Annotated in this window: 20 protein-coding genes; 5 read left to right on the top strand and 15 right to left on the bottom strand. The window is 67.5% G+C overall.

Annotation, left to right across the window (positions count from 1 at the left end; genetic code table 11):
* Positions 1-23: 23 nt before the first annotated feature.
* From def to O5K31_RS15395, 3 genes are read right to left on the bottom strand one after another with little or no spacing between them, the layout of a single operon-like run.
* Positions 24-545: a peptide deformylase gene (gene def / locus O5K31_RS15405; protein ID WP_269714628.1), complete on the bottom strand. Its 522-nt coding sequence runs from the start codon at positions 543-545 to the stop codon at positions 24-26.
* Between the two features lie 55 nt (positions 546-600).
* Entirely contained in the window at positions 601-1,845 is a 1,245-nt protein-coding gene (rmuC, locus tag O5K31_RS15400) for a DNA recombination protein RmuC (protein WP_269714627.1), read from the bottom strand.
* 38 nt (positions 1,846-1,883) lie between these two features.
* Positions 1,884-2,780, bottom strand: coding sequence for a LysR family transcriptional regulator (locus O5K31_RS15395; RefSeq protein ID WP_269714626.1), 897 nt, complete (start codon positions 2,778-2,780; stop codon positions 1,884-1,886).
* Positions 2,781-2,875: 95 nt separating this feature from the next.
* On the opposite strand from O5K31_RS15395, the gene O5K31_RS15390 reads away from it, so the two are divergent.
* Positions 2,876-3,868, top strand: coding sequence for an aldo/keto reductase (locus O5K31_RS15390; RefSeq protein ID WP_269714625.1), 993 nt, complete (start codon positions 2,876-2,878; stop codon positions 3,866-3,868).
* 61 nt (positions 3,869-3,929) lie between these two features.
* Positions 3,930-4,325 carry a PaaI family thioesterase gene (locus O5K31_RS15385; protein ID WP_269714624.1) on the top strand — a complete coding sequence of 132 codons (396 nt, stop codon included), beginning with the start codon at positions 3,930-3,932 and terminating at the stop codon, positions 4,323-4,325.
* On the opposite strand, the gene O5K31_RS15380 is transcribed toward O5K31_RS15385, so the two are convergent.
* Positions 4,322-5,173 carry a LytR/AlgR family response regulator transcription factor gene (locus O5K31_RS15380; RefSeq protein WP_269714623.1) on the bottom strand — a complete coding sequence of 284 codons (852 nt, stop codon included), beginning with the start codon at positions 5,171-5,173 and terminating at the stop codon, positions 4,322-4,324. The genes O5K31_RS15385 and O5K31_RS15380 overlap by 4 nt on opposite strands.
* Before the next feature lie 147 nt (positions 5,174-5,320).
* On the opposite strand from O5K31_RS15380, the gene O5K31_RS15375 reads away from it, so the two are divergent.
* Positions 5,321-7,288: an amidohydrolase family protein gene (locus O5K31_RS15375; RefSeq protein ID WP_269714622.1), complete on the top strand. Its 1,968-nt coding sequence runs from the start codon at positions 5,321-5,323 to the stop codon at positions 7,286-7,288.
* On the opposite strand, the gene leuB is transcribed toward O5K31_RS15375, so the two are convergent.
* Genes leuB through leuC form a run of 4 tightly spaced genes read right to left on the bottom strand, consistent with a single transcriptional unit; the run spans position 7,285 to position 10,683 of the window.
* On the bottom strand, positions 7,285-8,337 hold the full coding sequence (gene leuB / locus O5K31_RS15370) for a 3-isopropylmalate dehydrogenase (protein WP_269714621.1): 1,053 nt from the start codon (positions 8,335-8,337) through the stop codon (positions 7,285-7,287). The two genes, O5K31_RS15375 and leuB, sit on opposite strands and share 4 nt — an antisense overlap.
* Positions 8,338-8,348: 11 nt before the next feature.
* Positions 8,349-8,651: a putative quinol monooxygenase gene (locus O5K31_RS15365; RefSeq protein WP_269714620.1), complete on the bottom strand. Its 303-nt coding sequence runs from the start codon at positions 8,649-8,651 to the stop codon at positions 8,349-8,351.
* Entirely contained in the window at positions 8,648-9,259 is a 612-nt protein-coding gene (gene leuD, locus O5K31_RS15360) for a 3-isopropylmalate dehydratase small subunit (protein WP_269714619.1), read from the bottom strand. The genes O5K31_RS15365 and leuD overlap by 4 nt, the downstream gene beginning before the upstream one ends.
* The gene (gene leuC / locus O5K31_RS15355; protein ID WP_269714618.1) at positions 9,259-10,683 is read right to left on the bottom strand and encodes a 3-isopropylmalate dehydratase large subunit; all 1,425 of its coding nucleotides are present in this window, start codon (positions 10,681-10,683) and stop codon (positions 9,259-9,261) included. Before leuC ends, leuD begins: the two co-directional genes overlap by 1 nt.
* Before the next feature lie 183 nt (positions 10,684-10,866).
* On the opposite strand from leuC, the gene O5K31_RS15350 reads away from it, so the two are divergent.
* On the top strand, positions 10,867-12,384 hold the full coding sequence (locus O5K31_RS15350) for an MFS transporter (protein ID WP_269714617.1): 1,518 nt from the start codon (positions 10,867-10,869) through the stop codon (positions 12,382-12,384).
* 55 nt (positions 12,385-12,439) lie between these two features.
* Here the strand turns inward: O5K31_RS15350 and rplS are convergent, their stop codons facing one another.
* The 3 genes from rplS to O5K31_RS15335 are packed head-to-tail and all read right to left on the bottom strand — an operon-like array spanning position 12,440 to position 14,509.
* Positions 12,440-12,835 carry a 50S ribosomal protein L19 gene (rplS, locus tag O5K31_RS15345; RefSeq protein WP_269714616.1) on the bottom strand — a complete coding sequence of 132 codons (396 nt, stop codon included), beginning with the start codon at positions 12,833-12,835 and terminating at the stop codon, positions 12,440-12,442.
* 20 nt (positions 12,836-12,855) lie between these two features.
* Positions 12,856-13,581 carry a tRNA (guanosine(37)-N1)-methyltransferase TrmD gene (trmD, locus tag O5K31_RS15340; RefSeq protein ID WP_269714615.1) on the bottom strand — a complete coding sequence of 242 codons (726 nt, stop codon included), beginning with the start codon at positions 13,579-13,581 and terminating at the stop codon, positions 12,856-12,858.
* Positions 13,582-13,612: 31 nt separating this feature from the next.
* The gene (locus tag O5K31_RS15335; RefSeq protein WP_269714614.1) at positions 13,613-14,509 is read right to left on the bottom strand and encodes a dihydrodipicolinate synthase family protein; all 897 of its coding nucleotides are present in this window, start codon (positions 14,507-14,509) and stop codon (positions 13,613-13,615) included.
* A 95-nt stretch (positions 14,510-14,604) separates the two neighbouring features.
* On the opposite strand from O5K31_RS15335, the gene O5K31_RS15330 reads away from it, so the two are divergent.
* Positions 14,605-15,462 carry an acyl-CoA thioesterase gene (locus O5K31_RS15330; RefSeq protein WP_269714613.1) on the top strand — a complete coding sequence of 286 codons (858 nt, stop codon included), beginning with the start codon at positions 14,605-14,607 and terminating at the stop codon, positions 15,460-15,462.
* A gap of 4 nt (positions 15,463-15,466) precedes the next feature.
* Here O5K31_RS15330 and O5K31_RS15325 read toward each other — a convergent pair whose 3' ends face one another.
* The 4 genes from O5K31_RS15325 to rpsP all read right to left on the bottom strand — a co-directional run bounded on the left by O5K31_RS15325 (position 15,467) and on the right by rpsP (position 20,601).
* On the bottom strand, positions 15,467-18,124 hold the full coding sequence (locus O5K31_RS15325) for a PAS domain-containing hybrid sensor histidine kinase/response regulator (RefSeq protein WP_269714612.1): 2,658 nt from the start codon (positions 18,122-18,124) through the stop codon (positions 15,467-15,469).
* A gap of 266 nt (positions 18,125-18,390) precedes the next feature.
* Complete coding sequence (locus O5K31_RS15320) at positions 18,391-19,449, bottom strand: S41 family peptidase (protein WP_269714611.1); 1,059 nt, start codon at positions 19,447-19,449, stop codon at positions 18,391-18,393.
* A gap of 74 nt (positions 19,450-19,523) precedes the next feature.
* Positions 19,524-20,054 (bottom strand): ribosome maturation factor RimM, encoded by a 531-nt coding sequence (rimM, locus tag O5K31_RS15315; protein ID WP_269714610.1) that lies wholly within the window; start codon positions 20,052-20,054, stop codon positions 19,524-19,526.
* Positions 20,055-20,064: 10 nt separating this feature from the next.
* Positions 20,065-20,601 (bottom strand): 30S ribosomal protein S16, encoded by a 537-nt coding sequence (gene rpsP / locus O5K31_RS15310; RefSeq protein WP_269714609.1) that lies wholly within the window; start codon positions 20,599-20,601, stop codon positions 20,065-20,067.
* Between the last annotated feature and the right edge of the window lies 1 nt (position 20,602).

Genomic DNA, 20,602 nt, shown 5'->3' with positions numbered 1-20,602 from the left:
TGGCGTTGCGGCCCCGCGTCGCCTCAGGCGGCGCGCATGACCTTCTTGACCTTGGTGATGGCCCGGTCGCGGCGCAGGCGCGACAGGTGGTCGATGAACAGCACGCCTTCCAGGTGGTCCATCTCGTGTTGAACGCAGACGGCGAACAGGCCCTCGGCGTCCTCTTCGACCTGCTCACCCTGATAGTTCAGATAGCGCAGGCGGACCTTGGCCGGGCGTTCGACCTCGTCGAAGTATTCCGGGATCGACAGGCAGCCTTCCTCATAGGGAAGGGTGTCTTCGGAGGCCGAGACGATCTCCGGGTTCACGAAGTAGAGCGGCGCCTTGTCCTCGCCCTCGCGGGACAGGTCCATGACGATCACGCGCTTGGGCACGCCGATCTGCACGGCGGCCAGGCCGATGCCGGGCGCGTCGTACATGGTCTCCAGCATGTCATCCATCAGCGCGCGCAGTTCGTCGTCCACGCCCTCGACAGGGGTGGAGACCTGCTTGAGCACCGCCATGTCGGCGGCGTTGTCCACGGTCAGGATACGTCGGATAGCCATAGGCGGGAGGTAGGGCTCTGGACCCCAAACGTCAAGTTTTGCAGGGGCGGCGGCGCTACTCGGCCGCAGGCTGCGACAGCTTCACCAGCGGCCGCACGGCGCCCTCGACCGGCTGCAATTCCTCGACCTGCTTGCCTTCGTGATCCACGGAAAGATCCTCGAAGCGGCGGGCCTGGGTCAGGACCTGGCTCTCCAGCGAGCCGACGAACTGGTTGTAGCGCGACACCGCCGCCTCCAGCGCCTTGCCCACCGAACCGGCGTGGGCGCCCATCACCGACACGCGCTTGTAGAGCTCGCGGCCGACCTTCACGATCTCGGCGGCGTTGCGCGACTGGTCCTCGGCGCGCCAGCCATAGGCCACCGCCTTGCACAGGGCGAACAGGGTGGTGGGGGTGACGATGACCACCCGCTTCTCCATCGCCTCGGTCATCAGGTCCGGCAGGCGGTCGAGCGCCGCCGCCAGGAAGCCGTCGCCGGGAACGAACATGGCCACGAAGTCGGGGGAGCCTTCGCCCGCGAACTGATCCCAGTAGGCCTTGGCCGACAGCCCGGTCATGTGGGCGCGCACGCTGGCGGCATGGCGAACGAAGGCGGCCTCGCGCAGGGCCTCATCAGTGGCGTCCTGGGCGTCGAGAAAGGCGTTGAGCGAGCACTTGGCGTCGATGACGAATATGCCGCCGCCGGGCATGCGGACCTTCACGTCGGGACGGCGGCGGCCTTCCTCGGTATCGACGCTGAACTGCTCCTCGAAATCAAAGCGGCTGTTGAGGCCCGCGGCCTCCAATACGTTGCGCAGGGTCTGCTCGCCCCAGCGGCCCTGAACCCCCGCGCCCCGGCGCAGGGCGGCCGACAGCTTGCGGGCCTCGGCCTGGGTGGCTGTCGACGCTTCCATCAGGGCGGCGATCTGGGCTTTCAGGCCGCCGTTCTCCTCGGCGCGTGTCTTCTCCACCGCCTGCACCTGGGCCTCGAACTTGGCCAGGGTTTCGGCCACCGGCTTCAGCTGCGCCTCAAGGCGTTGCTGCGCCAGAAGCTCGCGGTTGCGGAAGGTCTCGTCGCTGCGTTTCAGCAGCTCTTCGGCCACCACGCTCGCCTGCTGATGGGCCTGGGCCCGCAGCAGCTCGCCTTGCGTCGCGGCGTGGTCCTCCATCATCCGGGCGCGGGCTTCGGCGTCGGCGACCCGTTCCTGAAGCTGGAAGGCGCGGTCGTCCGCGCGGGCCGCCCGCAGGCGCTCCATCACCGCCCAGGCGGCGAAGGCGAGGGCGAGGACGGCCGAGGCGGCGAAGGCGATCGCGAAGTTCATGCTCTGTTCTTAACCTCGATCGCCGGATTCGTGAAGGCTCACCGCTCGGCCCGAATGAAGTCGATGAACGCCCTCAAAGCGGGCGGCATGTGCCGGCGCGAATGGTAGTACAGGCGCGGCCCGGTGAACCGCTCCGACCATTCCGCCAGTACCTCCACAACGGCGCCCGACGCCAGCTGCGGCGCGATCATGTCCTCAAACAGGTAGGCGATCCCCAGGCCCGCCTCGACAGCGGCGAAATGCATTTCTGGGCTGTTGGTGATCAGCGGCCCCTGCGGCGCGATGCGGATCGTCTCCTCGCCGTTGGTGAACTCCCAGGCCGGCGACACCCCGCTGAGGAAGCGGTGGCGGATGCAGGCGTGGTCCAAAAGCTCGCGCGGATGACGCGGCGCGCCATGCGCGGCCAGATAGGCGGGAGACGCGACAGTGACAAACCTCTGCTCGCGCGGCCCGATGGGCAGGGCGATCATGTCCTTCTGCATCCGCTCGTCATAGCGGATGCCCGCGTCGTAGCCGGCCGCCAGCACGTCGATGAAGTCGTCTTGGGCGATGATCTCCAATCGCACCCCCGGATAGGCGGCCATGAAGCGGAGGGCGATGGGCGGCAGGATGTAACGGGCCACTGCCGTGGGGGCGTTGAGGCGCAGCGTGCCCGCCGGCCCAGCGTCGTGCAGGGCGCTGGCCTCCTCCACCGCCCCCGCCACCTCGGCCAGCGCCGGCGCCAGGCGCGACAGCAGCCGTTCTCCCGCTTCCGTCGGCGTCACGCTGCGGGTGGTGCGATTCAGTAGGCGCAGGTCCAGCCGCGCCTCCAGCCGCCGCACCGCCTCGCTCAGGCTGGAGGCCGACACCCCGCGCAGGGTCGCGGCCCCGCGAAAGCTGCGCGCCCGCGCCACCGCGGCGAAGGCGTCAAGATCGGCAAGGTCGAGATCGGCCATTGTGCGAAATTCCGAACGGGTCGTTCAAACTTACCCGGATTATCGCACGAACTCGCGCGGCGCATAGTCGGCTCATCCAAGCAGGAGCCTCCCCCATGAAGACCCGCACCCTCGGCCGCACCGGCCCGCAAGTCTCCGCCCTCGGCCTCGGCGCCATGGGCATGTCCGACATGTACGGCCCGACAGACCGGGCCGAGAGCATCGCCACCATCCACGCCGCCCTCGACGCCGGGATCAACCTGATCGACACGGGCGACTTCTACGGCATGGGCCACAACGAGATGCTGATCGCCGAAGCCCTGAAAGGCGTCGATCGCGACAAGGTGGTGCTCAGCGTCAAGACCGGCGCCCTGCGCGACCCGGCCGGCGGCTTCGCGGGCTACGACTCCCGCCCCGCCGCCCTGAAGAACTTCCTGGCCTACAGCCTCAAGCGCCTGCAGGTGGACTACATCGACATCTACCGCCCCTCCCGCCTCGACCCCAACGTGCCGATCGAGGACTCCATCGGCGCGCTCAGCGAGATGGTCCAGGCCGGCTATATCCGCCACATCGGCCTGTCGGAGGTCGGCGCCGAAACCATCCGCCGCGCAGCCGCCGTCCATCCGATCACCGACCTGCAGATCGAGTACTCGCTGATCTCGCGGGGCCTGGAGGATCAGATCCTGCCCACCCTGCGCGAGCTGGGCATCGGCATGACCGCCTATGGCGTGCTGTCGCGCGGCCTTATCAGCGGCCACTGGTCCAAGGATCGGTCGATGGCCCGGGACTTCCGCGCCATGGCGCCGCGTTTCCAGGGCGAGAACCTCGACCACAACTTGGCCCTGGTCGACGCCATCCGTGAGGTGGCCGACGCCAAGGGCGTCAGCGTCGCCCAGATCGCCATCGCCTGGGTGGCGGCCCAGGGCGACGACATCATCCCGCTGATCGGCGCCCGCCGCCGCGACCGCCTGTCCGAAGCCCTGGGCGCTCTTGAAGTGACCCTGACGGCCGAGGACCTGGCGGCTCTGGAGCGCGCCGCTCCCAAGGGCGCAGCGGCCGGCACGCGCTACGCCCCGGCCATGATGGCCCATCTCGATAGTGAACAATGAGTACACTTGCCGGGTGACGGACGGCGCGGGTCAATAGGCGAAACCTCAAAGGAAACGCTCAATGACCGCGCCGCTCGACATCGCCATGCTGCCCTTCGCCAAGCTGATGGGGGTCGAGGTCCTACTCGCCCAGCCTGATCGTGTGGAGGGCCGCCTGGCGGTGACGCCACAGGTATGCACGGCCGGCGGCATCCTGCACGGCGGGGCGATGATGGCCCTGGCCGACAGCCTGGGAGCCATCGGCGCCTTCCTCTCAACGCCTTCAGGCGCGCGCACCACGACCTTGGAGAGCAAGACCAATTTCATCGCCTCGGCCAAGGCTGGGACCACGGTGACGGCGGTATCCACGCCTTTGCATATCGGCCGCCGCTCCAGCGTCTGGACCACGCGGATCGAGGGGGACGGCGGCAAGCTCGTCGCCGTCGTCACCCAGACCCAGATGACGGTGGAGGCCTAGCTAGCAACGTCTATGCGCTCACGCACCGCCTTGCCCATCGGACGGCTGACCAGGGTCTCATGACCGTCGCGCAGGCGTATCCGCCAAACCGAACCAGCCCGCTCCAGCGTCTGAACCGCGTCGAGCCGCACGATGGACGAGCGATGGACCCGCATGAACTGTTCAGCGGGCAGGGTGGCGGCCAGGTCCTTCAAACGGCCGCGAACCAGGTGCTGCTTCTCGCTGGTATGCAGCCGCACATAGTCGCCTTCCGCCGCGACCAGAGTCAGGTCGTTGAGATCGACGCGGAAACGCCGGCCCCCATCCTGAAACCACAGGTGGGCCGCCGGGTCCTCGGGGCTTCGGCGCGGAGCCGTGCTTTGCACCCTGCGCATCTCGGCGAACACCGCCAGACAGATCACCGCCCACAGGGGGAACATCCAGCCGGCTCCCTGCAGAGCCTTGATGACCACGTGGCCGCTCAGCGGGCCCCATAGCGGCCAGATCAGATGGAACGCCGCCAGCCGTGTCGCCAGGTGCAGCCCATAGGCCGCCAGGCTGGCCACGACGGCGATCAGGATGCGTTGGCGGATGGGCGCCAGCGCTGCCTTCATCATCCAAGGGACCATGGTCATGCACAGGCCAAACCCCGCCGCGCAGGTCAGCAGTCGCCTCGCGGCGCGCTCAGCGGGATAGGGGGCCGAGGGCGTGAACCAGCTGAGATTGATCAGCCCGTAGACGATCACCCAGAGGCTGGCGGCGGCGAGAACAAGCAGCGTCCATTGACGCCGGTCCAGACGCAGCTCGCCCGGTTCCCCTGTTCTGAAAAGCGCCGTCCGCACCTGTTCGACCTCCTGCCGCTCGTCCATGACCATTCGCCGCAGCGTCCTCGCCCAGCATGCGCGCACGCTCATGATCGCCGCTGCCGGGCCGTCAGGAAAGCGCGGATGTCGAGGGGAGAAACAGCTGTGAAATCCAGAGCCGGCTTGCGCGCATGCCTATCCGCGATCGCGGCCTTGATCGCCTGGCCGGTCCTGGCGATCGCCGAGCCGACGACGGCCTATGTGGTTCTGACCTCGGGTCAGCTCAGCGGCGAGATGGCGGTCACCGCCACGGCGCGCGGCCGAGAGATCGCCTACAGCTTCAACGACCGGGGACGTGGACCGTCGGTCACGTCGGTGATCTCCATGGGCGCCGACCTGTCGCCGGTCAGCCTCAGCGTGACCGGCGTCGACTATTACAAGTTGGCGGTGGACGAGCGCTTCGACCGCGCTGGAGGAACCGCCACCTGGAAGGCGGCCGGCGATAGCGGCTCTGTCGCCAGGACAGGCTTCTACTGGCCCAGCGAGAGCAACCCCGAACACCTGGCGATGCTGGCCCGCGCCCTGCTGAAGGCGCCGAACCGCGAGCTGGATCTGCTGCCGGCCGGCCGGGCCAGGATCGAGCCGCTGCTGGAGCGTCAGGTGATGGTCGCGGGCGTCGCCCACCGGGCCAACCTCTACGCCGTCACCGGGCTTGGCTTTGGCGCCCAACCGATCTGGCTGGACGGCCGGGGAGAGTTGCTGCTGTCCGGCAGCGACTGGTCCGCCACGGTCCGAAAGGGCGTCGAAGACGAAGCCAAACTGCTGCTCCGCCTTCAGATCCAAAGCCTCAATGAGCGCGACCTGCAACGCACCGCCGCCCTGACGCGCAAGCCCGCGGGCCCGGTGGTGTTCCGCAATGTGGCGCTGTTCGACGCCCAGGCGCGTGTCATGCGGCCTGGCTCGACCGTCGTGGTGCGCGGCAACCGCATTCTGTCGGTCGGTCCTGATGGTTCGGTCCCCGTCCCCGACGGCGCTCAGATCATCGAGGGTGCGGGAAAGACCCTGCTGCCCGGACTGTGGGACATGCACGTGCATGTCAGCTCCAACACCCAGGGCCTCATGCATATGGCGGCTGGCGTCACGTCCGTTCGCGATCTGGCCAACAATCTGGCGGAGCTCACCGAACGTCGCCGCAACTTCGAGAGCGGAGCCATGGTTGGGCCGCGCATCGAGCCGGCCGGCTTCATCGACGGTCCCGGGCCTTTGGCCGGCCCGATCAAGGTGCTGGTCAGCACGCCGGACGAGATGCGCGCCGCGATCCGAAGCTACGCCGCCCAGGGCTATCGCCAGATCAAGCTCTACTCGTCGCTAGACCCCAAGCTCATCCCGGTGGCGGCCGAAGAATGCCGTCGCCTTGGCCTGCGGCTGAGCGGCCACGTGCCGGCCGGCATGACCATGCGACAGGCGGTGGAGGACGGCTATGACGAGGTCCATCACCTCAACTTCGCCGCCTTGAACTTCATGCGGCCAGAGATCAACGCCAAGACCAATGGCATCACCCGCATCACCGCTATCGCCGAGCATGCCTGGGAGATCGACATGACCTCTCCGCAGGTGACCGAGTTCATCGCCTTCCTCAAAGCCAAGGGCGCTGTCGTCGATCCAACCTTTTCGCTCTACGAGAACCACCTGCTCGGCCGCGCGGGAAAGGCCGATCCGAACCTGGCCGCCGTGGTGAATCGTCTGCCGCCCGTGGTCCGCAGGGGCTCCTTCGCCGCGGGCCTGGCCAAGACCGACGAGGAGGCGCGTCGCAACGCCGTATCCTACAAACACATGCAGGCCTTGCTGAAGGCGCTGCACGACGCCGGCGTACCCCTCGTGCCCGGCACCGACACCACGCCAGGGTTCGCCTATCAGCGGGAGCTGGAGCTCTATACCGAGGCCGGGATCGCGCCCCTGGACGTTCTGTACATGGCCACCCTGGGCTCGGCCCGGGTCGCCGGCCGCGAGGCGGAGCTTGGCTCGATCACGCCCGGCAGGCTGGCCGACATGGTCCTCATCGACGGCGCGCCCGACCAGCGGATGACCGATGTGCGCAAGGTCGAACTCGTGATGAAGGACGGCGCGATCTACGACCCCCGCGTCCTGCTGGCCGAGATCGGCGTCGCGCCGGCCCTCTAAAGCGCCGCCAGGACCGCGTCGCCCATCTGCGCGGTGGTCAGTTGCCCGCCCAGGTCGCGGGTGCGGGCGCCGTTGTCCAGGGCCGCCTTGACCGCGGCGACCAGGCGGTCGGCGTCGGCGGGGCGGTTCAGGGACCAGCGCAGGGCCATCTCGAAGGACAGGATCGCCGCCAGCGGATTGGCCAGACCCTTGCCAGCGATGTCCGGCGCCGAACCATGGATCGGCTCGTACAGGCCTGGCTTGCCCGGATCACCGAGGGCCGCCGACGGCAGCATGCCCAGCGAGCCTGTCAGCATGGCCGCCGCGTCCGACAGGATGTCGCCGAACAGGTTGTCGGTGACGATCACATCGAACTGCTTGGGCGCGCGCACCAACTGCATGGCGCAGTTGTCGGCCAGGATGTGCTCCAGCTCGACGTCGGCGTACTCGCGCTTGTGCAGGTCGGTGATCACCTGCTTCCACAGCAGGCCGCTCTCCATGACGTTCGACTTTTCGGCCGAGTGGACCTTGTTGCGGCGGCCGCGGGCGATCTCGAAGGCCATGCGGCCCACGCGCTCGATCTCGGCGGTGGTGTAGACCTGGGTGTCGAGGCCGCGCTTCTGGCCGTTCCCCAGATCCTCGATGCCGCGCGGCTGGCCAAAATAGACCCCGCCCACCAGTTCGCGCACGAAGATCAGGTCCAGCCCCGCCACCAGCTCGCGCTTGAGGCTGGAGGCGTCAGCCAGGGCGTCGAAGCAATAGGCTGGGCGCAGATTGCCATAGACGTTCATGGCCTTGCGCAGGGCCAGCAGCCCGGCTTCCGGGCGCTTGTCACGCGGAGCGTCGGCCCACTGCGGCCCGCCCACCGCGCCCATCAGGACCGCGTCGGCGGCCAGGGCGGCGTTGAGCGTGTCCTCGGTCAGGGGCGTGCCGTGCGCGTCATAGCTGGCGCCGCCATAGATCTTTTCCTCGACCGTCAGGTCAGGGGTGAGCGCGGCCGCCACGCGGCGGACTTGGGCGCAGACCTCGGGACCGATGCCGTCGCCGGGAAGAAGCAAAAGAGTGGCCATGGGTCGGTCCTTCAGGTCTGTCGGTCTTGGGCGATGTCATAGGCGCGCAGGGCGCGGTCTCCCGCCCCGTGCGGCGGCCAGGCCGCGCGCCATTGGGCGATATGCGGCGCGGCGAGGTGGGCGTCCAGGGCGGCCTGGTCGCGCCATGCCTCGAACACCCGGATCAGGCCGGGCTCGGCCACGTCCTCGGCGTAGGAATATTCGATGCAGCCGTCCTCGGCCCGGCTGGCCGCCAGCATGGTCAGCATGTGCGGACGAAAGGCTTCCAGGTTCGCGGGCGGGACGCGAAAGGTCCCGGCGACGATGACGGTCACGCCAGCTCCAGCCAGGGCTGGCCGATGGCGCGCTTGGTCTCATAGACGTCGATGTCGCTCGCGTGCTGCAGGGTCTCGCCGATAGCGTCCAGGCCCTTGAGCAGCTTCTCCTTGCGGCCCGGGTCGATCTCGAAAACGTAGGCCTTGCCCGACGGCGCGGTGACCGTCTGGGCCTCCAGGTCGACGGTGAAGACGTGGTTGCCGCCCTTAGCCTCATCCATCAGGGCGTTCACCTGGTCGACCGGCAGCACGATCGGCAGCAGGCCGTTGTTGAAGCAGTTGTTGTTGAAGATGTCGGCGAAGCTGGGCGCGATCACGCAGCGAATGCCAAAATCCATCAGCGCCCAAGGGGCGTGCTCGCGGCTCGACCCGCAGCCGAAATTGTCGCCGGCGATCAGGACCGAAGCGCCCTTGTACTCCGGCCGGTTGAGGACGAAGTCCGGCCGCTCGGCGCCGCTCTCGTCGTAGCGGAAGGCATGGAACAGGCCCTTGCCCAGACCCTCTCGCTCCACGGTCTTCAGGAACCGGGCGGGGATGATTTGGTCGGTGTCGACATTGGTCTGGTTCAGCGGCGCGGCGCGGCTGTCGAGGCGGGTGAAGGCTTGCATCACAGGAACTCCCGCACGTCAGCGATATGGCCGGCGATGGCGGCCGCCGCGGCCATGGCCGGGCTCATCAGGTGGGTGCGCCCGCCGGGTCCCTGCCGGCCCTCGAAGTTGCGGTTGGAGGTGGACGCGCAGCGCTGGCCCGGGGTCAGCTTGTCGGGGTTCATGCCCAGGCACATGGAACAGCCCGGTTCGCGCCATTCAAAGCCGGCGGCCTTGAACATGGCGTCCAGGCCCTCGGCCTCGGCCTGCTCGCGCACCAGGCCCGAACCTGGCACCACCATGGCCCGCACATGCGGCGCCACCATGCGGCCGTGGAGGAAGGCGTGCTGCACGACGCCGGCGGCCTCGCGCAGGTCCTCGATGCGGCTGTTGGTGCAGGAGCCGATGAACACCACGTCGACCTTGGCGTCAGTGATCTTCTGGCCGGCGGTCAGGCCCATATAGTCCAGCGCCTTCTGGGCCGACAGGCGGCGGGTCTCGTCCGGGATCTCGGCCGGATCGGGCACCACGTCGGTCACGGCGATCACGTCCTCGGGGCTGGTGCCCCAGGTTACGGTCGGGACCAGGGCGGCCACGTCGACCACCACCTCGCGATCGAACTTGGCGTCCGCGTCGGTGAAGAAGGTTTTCCAGTAGGACATGGCCATGTCGAAGGCCGCGCCCTTGGGCGTCGCCGGCTTGCCGCGCAGGTACTCGAACGTGGTCTGGTCCGGCGCCACCAGGCCGGCGCGGGCGCCGCCCTCGATGGTCATGTTGCACAGGGTCATGCGGCCCTCCATCGACAGCTCAGCGATGGCCTCGCCCGCATATTCGATGACGTAGCCGGTGCCGCCACCGGTGCCGATCTGGCCGATCATGGCCAGGGCGTAGTCCTTGGCGCCGACGCCAGGCGCGGGCGAGCCGACGAAGGTGACCCGCATGTTCTTGGATTTCTTCTGGCGCAGGGTCTGGGTGGCCAGGACGTGCTCGACCTCCGACGTGCCGATGCCGTGCGCCAGGGCTCCGAAGGCGCCGTGGGTGGAGGTGTGGCTGTCGCCGCAGACGATGGTCATGCCCGGCTGGGTGCGGCCCTGTTCGGGCCCGACCACGTGGACGATGCCGTTGCGGATGTCGCCCATGCCGAAATACTCGATCCCGGCGGCGGCGGTGTTTCGGCCCAGGGTCTCCAGCTGCAGCTTGGCTTCCGGATCGGTGATGCCCGCCGTGCCCAGGTCCTGGCCCTCGGTCGGGATGTTGTGGTCGGCCACGGCCAGGGTGCGGTCGGGACGGCGCACCGCGCGGCCGGCGGTGCGAAGCCCGGCGAAGGCCTGGGGCGTCGTCACCTCGTGGATCAGGTGCAGGTCGATGTACAGGATCGCCTCGCCGCCATCCTCGGCGACCACGTGCGCATCCCAGATCTTGTCGTAAAGGGTTTTGCCGGACATGGCGGCGATTTAGGCCTCAGCCGCGCCTTCGTCCAGTTCCGCCAGCAGCTTCTTTCACAAAACGCCGCCGAACCGCGGCGTGTACGCAACATTTTGCCCTTTCGGGGCTCGCAATCCCTTAGGGCGGAACAAGCTTTGCCCCGGGGGCTTTTTGAAGCCGTATTCCTCGATACCCTGAGCGGAATGTTCCTGGCCCCCGAAGAGAACCTGACCGAGGAGGCGCGCGAACGCGGCGTGCGTCAGATGGTCGTCGAGTCGGCGTTCTCGAACACGACGGGCGCCATGACGTCCGGCGTGATCCTGACCGCCTTCGCCCTCTATCTTGGCGCCTCCAACGCGGTGATCGGCCTGCTCGCCGCCCTGCCGTTCTGGACCCAACTGTTGCAGGCCCCCAGCGTGGTGCTGATCGAGCGGCTTCGCACCCGCAAGCGCATCGCCGTCATCGTCACCGTACTGGGTCGCGCCACCCTGATCGGCACGGCCGTGCTGGCGTTTTTCCCGGGCGGGCCGTCGCTCGCCGCCCTACTGGCGGCCCAACTGGTCTACTGCGCCGCCGGCGCGGTGGGCGGCTGCGCGTGGAACGCCTGGATCCGTGATCTCGCGCCCGAGCAGCGTCTGGGCGAGATCATCGCCAAGCGCACCATCTGGGCCACCCTGGTCAGCATGGTGGCCGGCCTCGCCGCCGCCTATGTCCTGGACGCCACCCCGCGAGGTTCGGACATGCGCGGCTGGGCGTTCTTTGGCCTCTACATCATCGGCTGCCTGTTCGGCATGATCAGCGCCTGGATCGTGGCGCGCATGCCAGAGCCCCCCATGCCCGCCGCGCCGGAGAAGGTGGACTTCTTCGCCCTTCTGCGTGCGCCGTTCGGTGACGCCAACTTCCGCCGCCTGATCGCCTATCTGGCCAGCTGGCAGTTCGCGGCCAACCTGGCGACCCCGTTCTTCACGGTGTTCTTCGTACGCCAGCTGGGCTTCTCCATGACCTTCGTGGTGCTCCTCAGCGTCGTCAGCCAGTTGGCCAACCTGGTGGCCTTGCGGTCCTGGGGCCTGTTGTCGGACCGCTTTTCCAACAAGTCGGTGTTGGGCTTCGCCACACCGATCTTCCTGCTCTGCATCGCCGGCATGGTGGGCGCCTCGCAGATTTCCGACCGCACCTGGGCCAGCGCCTATCTGATCGGTTTGCACCTGCTGATGGGGCTCGCTTCGGCGGGGGTGACGCTGGCCACCGCCAATATCGCCTTGAAGCTTTCGCCCAAGGGTTCGGCCACCGCCTATGTCGCCGCCAGCGCCATGGTGTCCTCGGCCGCCGCTGGCCTGGCGCCGGTGCTGGGCGGACTTTTCGCCGACTTCTTCTCGGTGCGCGCGCTTGAAGTGGCTCTGCGCTGGACCAGCCCCGACGGCTCGCTGGTGGTGCGGGCCCTGCGCCTGTCCAACTGGGACTTCTTCTTCCTGATCGCCGCGATCCTGGGCCTCTACGCCCTGCACCGTCTCAGCATGGTGCGCGAGGAGGGCGAGATCGACGGCCGCCGCATGCGCGCCGAGGTTCTGTCCCAGGCGAGGCAGGTGGTTCGTAATCTCTCGCCCGTGGCCGGCCTTCGCCACCTGACCGAGATCCCCGGCGCCTTCCTGCGCGAAGGCCAGGTCAAGGCCCGTCTGACCCGCGCCCGGACCAACGCCGGGCTAGATACCCCGGCGGAATAGAAAAAGGGCCCCGGATCGCTCCGGGGCCCTCGATCTTCAGGTCGAAACGAAAGCCTTAGGCTTCGGTCGCTTCTTCCTTGCTGGTGTTCATCTGACGCTCGGCGATACGAGCCGACTTACCGCGACGATCACGCAGGTAGTACAGCTTGGCGCGACGCACGACGCCGCGACGCTTCACTTCGATGCTTTCGATGTTCGGCGACAGCAGCGGGAACAGACGCTCCACGCCTTCGCCGAACGAAATCTTGCGGACAGTGAAGCTCTCGTGGATGCCGCCGCCCTGACGAGCGATGCAGACACCTTCATAGGCCTGAACGCGCTCGCGCTCGCCTTCCTTGATCTTCACGTTGACGCGCAGGGTGTCGCCGGGCTGGAATTCCGGAACCTTGCGGGCGCTGAGCAGGCGCTGGGCTTCTTCCTGCTCCAGTTGCTTGATGATGTTCGCAGCCATCTTGAATTCTCCTACTGGACTTACCCCTTGCGAGAAGGGCCGTCCTTTGCCTGTTGATTGGCGAGATGCGCTTCCCAAAGATCGGGCCGCCGCTCGCGGGTTGTGTCTTCACGCATAAGCTTTCGCCACTCGCCGACCTTCTTGTGATGGCCGGACAGCAGCACCTCGGGGATATCGAGCCCTTCGAACGTCCGCGGTCGCGTGTACTGCGGATGCTCCAGGAGACCGTCCTCGAAGCTTTCTTCACTCGTGCTCTCGAAATCGCCCAGCACACCCGGGATCAGTCGAACGCACGCCTCGATCGCCACCATGGCCGCCGCCTCGCCACCGGCGAGAACCGCGTCTCCGACGGAGACCTCCTCGAACCCGCGGCTGTCGAGCACCCGCTGGTCCACCCCCTCGAAGCGGCCGCACAGGACGATGATCCCGGGGGCCTTGCTCCACTCACGCACGCGCGCCTGGGTGAGGGGACGACCCCTGGCGCTCATGTACAAAAGCGGCCGCCCATCCCGCTCCACGCTGTCCAGCGCGGCGGCTATGACGTCCGCTCGTAACACTTGTCCCGGACCGCCACCCGCGGGGGTGTCGTCGAGGAAGCCGCGCTTATCTGCGGAAAATCCCCGAATGTCCAGTGTTTCCAACCGCCAAAGGTCCTGCTCGCGCCACGCGGTCCCGATCAGCGAAACGCCGAGCGGGCCCGGAAAGGCCTCGGGAAACATGGTCATGACGGTTGCGGTGAACGGCATGGGCGCCGCTTAACACGAATGTGTCGCGGGGTCAGGCCAGACCAAGGTCCGCGATCACCCGCTCGACCCGTCCGCGGTCCTGAGCCGACAGGCCCAGCAGCGGCCTGGGCGGTTGGGCGTCGGTGAGGCCGAGCAGGCTGTTGGCCGCATAGACCACGCGGAAGCTGGTCAGTTCCGCGAACAGGTCCCAAAGCGGCTTGAGGCGCACGTTCTCGGCTCGGGCCGCCGCGACGTCGCCGGCTTTCACAGCGGCGATGATCGTCTGACAAGGCTTGGGGAAGATGCCCCCCAGCACGCTGTACCAGGCGTCCGCGCCGGCGATCAGCGGCTCGGTCAGTCGCCAGTCGGCGCTGCAGCCGATCGAAAATCCCGGCGCGCATTCGCTCCGCAGGTCGGCGATCAGGTCCTGCGCCTCCTGCGCCGTGTCCGCGCCGTGCGTCTTCACCGCCGCGATGCCCTCGACTTGGCTCAGCCGGCCGATCAGTTCGGGGCTGAAGGTGAAGCGGGTCACGGTGGGGTTGTTGTAGATGCACAGCGGCAGAGCGACCGCCCCCGCCACGGCCTCAAAGTGCGCCGCGACCTCGGCGTCGCTCAGGGGCAGATAGGACACCGGCGCCAGCAGCACCGCGTCCGCTCCGGCGGCCTTGGCGTCCTGGCCCAGGCGGATCACCTCGGCCGTCGTTGTCGCGCCGATGCCGACCATCACCGGAACCGCGCCCTGGACCCGCTCCACCGCCGCCTCGACCGCCCGGCGTCGCTCTTCGCGCGTCAGATAGGCATAGGTCCCGGTACTGCCCAGCAGGCCGATGGAATCGACTCGGGCTTCGACCAGGCGGCCCACGACCTTCTGTACGCCCTCGGCGTCTACGCGGCCTTCGGCGTCGGCGGGGGTGATCGGGAAGGCGCTGAGACCGGTGAAAAGTGCCATGTGTCTGGGTATCCGTGTTCGCCGGAGGCGATGCGGCCATCGGCCCCGCAAAGTCAAGGTTGCCGCCGTCCGCCGATGCTCCTAATCGGTCAGACATGGAGACCAACGAAGACCTCGCCGCCGTCCTCAAGCTCGAACGCATCGAGAAGAACCTGTTCCGGGGCGTGTCCCCCGACGACGGCTTCCCGCGCATCTTCGGGGGGCTGGTGATCGCCCAGGCGCTGCTGGCCGCCTACGAGACGGTGCCTGAGCGCATCTGCCACTCGCTGCACGCCTATTTCATCCGCCCCGGCGACGTGAAGCTTCCGGTGATCTACGAGGTCGACTTCGCCCGCGACGGCGGCAGCTTCACCACCCGCCGCGTCACGGCGATCCAGAACGGCGAGCAGATTTTCAACCTCGCCGCCTCGTTTCAGACCCCGGAAGAGGGCTTCGAGCACCAGTTCGACATGCCCTCCGCCCCCGAACCCCTGACCGTGCCGACCGAGGCCGACCGCCTGCGCGAGCTTGGCGACAAGATCCCGCGCGGCCTGCTGCGCCAGGCCGAAAAGCCGCGCCCCATCGACGTGCGCTGGCCCGATCCGCAATCCTTCATCGATCCGCAGAAGATGTCGCCGCTCAAGGACGTCTGGATGCGCGCCAAGGCGCCCATCGGCGATGATGTGAAGATGCAGCAGGCCGCGCTCGCCTATGCTTCGGACATGGCCTTCATGGAGACGGCCCTGCGGCCCCACGCCCTGATCTGGACCACGCCCGGCCTGCAGGCGGCCAGCCTGGATCACGCCATGTGGTTCCACCGTCCGTTCGACTTCAACGAATGGGTGCTGTTCTCGCAGGACAGCCCCTCGGCCTCGCAAGGCCGCGGTCTGGTGCGCGGTCAGATGTATTCCAAGGACGGGACCCTGATCGCGTCGGTGGCCCAGGAATGCCTGATGCGGGTCAAGAAGGCCTAGCCGCTCAGGATTCCATCACCTCTTCCAGCTTCGCGCCGAAGGCGGCGATGGTGAAGGGCTTGGTCAAGACCGCCATGCCGGGCTCCAGGTGGCCGTTCCCAACCGCGGCGTTCTCGGCGTAGCCGGTGATGAAGACCACCTTCAGGTCAGGACGGATCGCCCTGGCCGCGTCCGCGACCTGCCTGCCGTTCATGCCGCCGGGCAGGCCGACGTCGGTGATCAAAAGGTCGATGCGTGCGTCCGACTGCAGGATCGCCAGGCCGGACGGACCGTCGGCCGCCTCGATCACGGTATAGTCGGCTTCCTGCAGCACTTCGGAGATCAGCATGCGCACGCTGTCTTCATCGTCGATGACCAGCACCGTCTCGTCGCGGCCGCCGGCGACGGCGTAGGTGGCCTCGGCTTCCTCCACCTCCGCCAGGTCGCCGATGAAGCGCGGCAGGTACAGGCACATGGTCGTGCCCTTGCCGACCTCCGAATAGACCCTGACCTGCCCGCCGGACTGGCGCACAAAGCCGTGGATCATCGACAGGCCCAGGCCCGTTCCCTGACCCAAGGGCTTGGTGGTGAAGAACGGGTCGAAGATCTTGGCCATCAGCTCGGGCGTCATGCCGACGCCCGTGTCTGTGACGCACAGCGACACATACTGGCCGGGAGCCAGATCGCGATCGCGCGAGCCGCGCTCATCCAGCCACTTGTTGGCTGTCTCGATCGTCAGGCGACCCCCATGCGGCGCCATGGCGTCACGGCCGTTGATGCAAAGGTTCAGCAGGGCGTTCTCAAGCTGCGACGGATCGATCCGCGTGGGCCAAAGTCCGCCGGCGCCGACCACTTCGACCTCGACGTCGGGACCGACACTGCGGCGGATCAGGTCTTCCATGCCCGCGATCAGGCGATTGACGTCCGTCGGCTTGGGATCGAGCGTCTGGCGACGTGAAAACGCCAGCAGTCGCTGCGTCAGCACGGCGGCCCGCTGGGCGGCGCCCTGGGCGGCGGTGATGTAGCGATCGACGCCCGACAGGCGGCCCTCGCTCATCCGCTTGTCCAGCAGCTCCAGATTGCCGCTTATGCCGGCCAGCAGGTTGTTGAAGTCGTGGGCGATGCCGCCGGTTAGCTGGCCGACGGCCTCCATCTTCTGCGATTGCCGCAAAGCTTCCTGCGCCGCGTTCAGCTCGGCTTCCCGCGCCTTGTCCTCGGTCAGGTCGCGACCGATGGCGATGAAGTTGACGCCGTCGGGTTCGGGCGAGACGGTCCAGTCAATCGGCTTCCATACGCCGTCCTTGGTCAGGATGCGGTTCTGGAAACGGGTCGGCTTGCCCGTCCTGCCCATCTCTTCCAGGGCTGCGGCTGTCGCGCCAAGGTCCGCAGGATCGATGATGTCGGCATAGGGGTTGGTCAGAAGCTCGGTCTCGCTCCACCCCAGCGTCTGGGTCCAGGCGGGGTTCACCGCCGACATATCGCCCCCATAGTCGGCGCGGGCGAGCATGTCCTGCGACAGGTTCCACAGGTGCTCGCGTTCGGCGGCCTGGGCCTTTTCCTCGGTGACGTCACGTGCGGTGCAATACACCTTGCCGTCTTCCGGGACGGCGATCCAGGATAGCCAGCGATAGCCGCCCGACTTGGTCCGATAGCGGTTCTCGAAACGAACCGCCGGTTCATTGCGCTCGATCGCCGCGGTGAACGCCGCCTCGGTTCGCTTCAGGTCGTCGGGGTGGAGGAATTCGAAGAAGAGGGTTGTGGCGATCTCTTCCTCGCTCCAGCCAAGGACTTTCTTCCAGGCGGGGTTGGACGCCTCGAAGAAACCCTCGCTGTTGAGTACGCCCATGAGATCGGGGCTGATCGCCCAACTGCGGCTACGGTCGTGAACCAGCTGATTTACGCGGGCCTCAAGGTCCAGGTTCAGCGTCTTTAGACGCCCCTCGCTGGCCCGTAGGGCGGCCTCCATCTCCCAGCGCTCGTCGATATCGATGACGGAACCGACATAGCCGAGGAAAGCGCCCGCTTCGTCGAAGCGCGGGCTGGCCGCGTCCAGCGCCCATCGGTAAACGCCGTCCGCGCGTCGCAGGCGATATTCAACCCGAAACGGCGCTCTATTGGCGTTGGCCGTCAGGACGGCGGCTTCCGCGCGCGCCTTGTCATCGGGATGGGTGGCGTCCAGCCAGCCATAGCCTTCCGCTTCGCCCTCGGTCTGGCCGGTGAAGGCGTACCAGCGGGCGTTCAGATAGGTACACCAGCCGTTCGGGTCCGTGACCCACATCATCACCGGCGCATGGTCGGCCATGTTGCGAAAGCGCGCCTCGCTTTCACGCAAGGCGGCGTCGGCGCGGACGCGGTCGGTCGTCTCGACCACCGTGGCCATGACGCCTGCCGGACGGCCGCTCTCGTCTGGAACGGGCCAGTAGTCCAGGTTCATCCACACCGGTTCGGGACGCCCGTTTCGGTGCAGGGTCAGCTGCTGGTCCTTGTAGGCGAGGGTGCCGCCGGCCAGGCCAACCTTCATGACGTTGTCGTTGAAGTCGGCCACCTCGGGCCAGCCCTCGCGAACGTTCGATCCCAGCAATTGCGGGTGTCGCCCGCCGGCGAAAACCGAATAGGCGTCGTTGTAGATCATGACGCCGTCGGTTCCCCACAGCATCACGATCGGAACGGGGGAGGCGATCAACAACCCGGTGGCCGTCTTCAGGCTTTGCGGCCATTGATCGATCGGCCCCAGCGGTGTGGAGGCCCAGTCGTGACGACGGATCAGCTCGGCCAGCTCGCCGCCGCCCCTCAGGAAATCAGCGCCGGCCTGCGAGGATTGTGCAATCGGGTTCAGCCGGGCGCTCCGCGGAAAATTCTACAGTCCCGCTAATGTATCTGTACGCCACAGGTTCAATCAAAAAAGCTCTTCGCATCGTCGTATTCGCCTGTGGAGCGCGGTCACCGACCCTAGAGAAGCTGGTCTGACGCCAGCGCCGCCTTCGGATCCGCCAGGGCCTTGGCACGCTGGTCGTCCAGGGCCTTGAAGCGGATGGTCGGCTTGGCCGCCTTCAAGGCCAGTTCGTAGGCCTTGGTCAGGGCCTCGCCGACCGGCGTCGCCACGTCCGGCGCGATCCCGACGCCCTCCCAGTTCGTCTTGGTCGTTGGATGTACGACCAGGCCATTGGGGATGAAGGCCGTGAATCCATCGCCCAGTTGGGCCATGCCGTTGGAAGGATTGGCCCCGCCGCGGGTCGTCTCGCCCACCAGCGTCGCGCGACCCGCCGCCTTCAGGGCATAGGTGAAGGCTTCCGCCGCCGAGAAGGTCTTGGCCGAGGTCAGCACATAGACCGGCTTGTCGGCGAAAAGCGGGCCGCCGGCGGGCTTGGCGGCGTTGCGCTGCATCACTTCCCAGCTGCCGTCCGGCTGGCGCCAGCGGACCTCGACCGTCGGAATGGGCGTGTGCGACAGGTGGCCTAGCAGCTGTTCGTCGGCCCCGCCGCCGCCGCCGCCGTTCTCGCGCAGGTCGATGATCAGGCCGTCGGTGTCCTTTACCAGGGTGAGGGCGCTGTCGATCATCGCCACGGCCTCGGGCGTGTCCATGAAGTAGCGCAGCTTGATGTAGCCGATATTCCCCGGCAGGCGGCGAAGCGCCATCAGCCCTTGGGCCTGTCCCTTGGCGACCGGCTCGGTCCACAGGCGCGGCGGGGGACCGTTCGGGGTGATCGCGCCCGCGACCGGCGGCTCGTAGCGCAGGTTGAAGTGCTGATCCGCACCCGTGGCGCGCATCTCCTCCGACACCGCCAGGAGGAAGGCGTCGAGGTCGGCGGCCGCCAGCAAGGTCTCACGCTTGTTCTTCAGCGCCGCCTGCACCGCCTTGGCCTTTTCCGGGAAGACGTAGCGATTGAGGGCGGTGTCCAGGCGGTCCAGCACTTGCGCGGCCTGTCGCTTATCGAGCGGGGCGGCGGCCTGCGCGTTGGAGCAGATCACAAGTGTGGCGGCGAGGACGGCGGCGTGACGAACCAGCATGGCGTTCCTTTCATTTATGAAAGTGCTTACACATATGGTCGTCGCCACGGCTACTTAAATTCTCGTCACCCTTCTCAATCGTCGGTGTTCTGTTCGGTCTCGCCCACTTCGGCGGGGCGGATGACCACCACCTTGCCGCCAGCGATATCGACGGTGGGGGCGTTCTCGCGGGTGAAGGCCAGGTACCAGGTCTGGCCACCGGCGGCGGGCGCGATCTCCAGGATGTCGCCGGCGCCGAAGTCCTGCACCGCCTTGATCTTGCCCACGGTCTCACCCTCGGGCGTGACGGCGGCCAGGCCGATCAGGTCGGTCAGATAGAACTCGTCCTCATCCGGCTCGGGCAGGTCCGAGCGCAGGACGTGAAGCTTCAGGCCGCGCAAGGCGTCGGCGTCTTCCTTGGTCGAGATCTGGGGGGAGCGGGCGATGATCCCGTCCTTGACCGCGCGGGCGCTCGTGATGGTGAGGGCCGGCGAGCCGTCCTCACGCACCAGAGACTTGTAGCCGGCGAGAGCGAGGGGATCAGCCGTATAGGCGCTGATCCGGACCTCGCCCCGCACGCCGAACGCCCCGGCCACGCGGCCAACCAGAATGAGGGCGTCGGACACGCGAAAACCCTTAGGCTTCGGTGGTTTCTTCAGCAGCCGGAGCTTCTTCTGCAGCGGCTTCAGCGGCCGGAGCCTCTTCAGCGGCGGCTTCAGCAGCCGGGGCTTCCTCGGCCGGAGCAGCTTCGGGTTCCGGCTCGGGAGCCGGCGCGGCGGCGGCGGCGGCCTTGGCGGCGGCGGCTTCTTCAGCAGCGGCGGCTTCGGCGGCCTTGCGGTCCTCTTCGCGCTGGGCGCGTTCGGCGGTGCGTTCTTGCGCCTTCTTGCCCGGCTGAGCCTTGGTCGGGTTGTTGCCGGCTTCCCACTTCACCAGGCCTTCCTTGGACAGGAAGCGCGCGACGCGGTCGGTGGGCTGAGCGCCCTTGGCCAGCCAGCCCTGGATCGATTCCAGCTTCAGGGTGACGCGGGTCGGATCGTCCTTCTTGAGGAGCGGGTTGTAGGTGCCGACCTTCTCGATGAAGCGGCCGTCGCGCGGCGAGTGGCTGTCGGCCACGACGATCGAGTAGTACGGGCGCTTCTTGGTGCCGCCGCGGGCGAGACGAATCTTCAGCATT

The organism is Caulobacter sp. NIBR2454 (genome assembly GCF_027474405.1).
In the GTDB taxonomy this organism is placed as follows: domain Bacteria; phylum Pseudomonadota; class Alphaproteobacteria; order Caulobacterales; family Caulobacteraceae; genus Caulobacter.
Note: the sequence above shows the minus strand (reverse complement) of the source record. Positions and strands in the feature narration are given on the sequence as shown.

Excerpts from the sequence above, each read along its gene's own strand:
- trmD (WP_269714615.1), bottom strand. The coding sequence starts at position 13,581 with ATGCCGTTCACCGCAACCGTCATGACCATGTTTCCCGAGGCCTTTCCG.
- leuD (WP_269714619.1), bottom strand. The coding sequence starts at position 9,259 with ATGCAAGCCTTCACCCGCCTCGACAGCCGCGCCGCGCCGCTGAACCAG.
- rplS (WP_269714616.1), bottom strand. The coding sequence starts at position 12,835 with ATGGCTGCGAACATCATCAAGCAACTGGAGCAGGAAGAAGCCCAGCGC.
- rpsP (WP_269714609.1), bottom strand. The coding sequence starts at position 20,601 with ATGCTGAAGATTCGTCTCGCCCGCGGCGGCACCAAGAAGCGCCCGTAC.
- leuC (WP_269714618.1), bottom strand. The coding sequence starts at position 10,683 with ATGTCCGGCAAAACCCTTTACGACAAGATCTGGGATGCGCACGTGGTC.
- leuB (WP_269714621.1), bottom strand. The coding sequence starts at position 8,337 with ATGGCCACTCTTTTGCTTCTTCCCGGCGACGGCATCGGTCCCGAGGTC.
- O5K31_RS15330 (WP_269714613.1), top strand. The coding sequence starts at position 14,605 with ATGGAGACCAACGAAGACCTCGCCGCCGTCCTCAAGCTCGAACGCATC.
- def (WP_269714628.1), bottom strand. The coding sequence starts at position 545 with ATGGCTATCCGACGTATCCTGACCGTGGACAACGCCGCCGACATGGCG.
- O5K31_RS15390 (WP_269714625.1), top strand. The coding sequence starts at position 2,876 with ATGAAGACCCGCACCCTCGGCCGCACCGGCCCGCAAGTCTCCGCCCTC.
- O5K31_RS15350 (WP_269714617.1), top strand. The coding sequence starts at position 10,867 with ATGTTCCTGGCCCCCGAAGAGAACCTGACCGAGGAGGCGCGCGAACGC.
- rmuC (WP_269714627.1), bottom strand. The coding sequence starts at position 1,845 with ATGAACTTCGCGATCGCCTTCGCCGCCTCGGCCGTCCTCGCCCTCGCC.
- O5K31_RS15385 (WP_269714624.1), top strand. The coding sequence starts at position 3,930 with ATGACCGCGCCGCTCGACATCGCCATGCTGCCCTTCGCCAAGCTGATG.
- O5K31_RS15320 (WP_269714611.1), bottom strand. The coding sequence starts at position 19,449 with ATGCTGGTTCGTCACGCCGCCGTCCTCGCCGCCACACTTGTGATCTGC.
- O5K31_RS15395 (WP_269714626.1), bottom strand. The coding sequence starts at position 2,780 with ATGGCCGATCTCGACCTTGCCGATCTTGACGCCTTCGCCGCGGTGGCG.
- O5K31_RS15380 (WP_269714623.1), bottom strand. The coding sequence starts at position 5,173 with ATGGACGAGCGGCAGGAGGTCGAACAGGTGCGGACGGCGCTTTTCAGA.
- O5K31_RS15335 (WP_269714614.1), bottom strand. The coding sequence starts at position 14,509 with ATGGCACTTTTCACCGGTCTCAGCGCCTTCCCGATCACCCCCGCCGAC.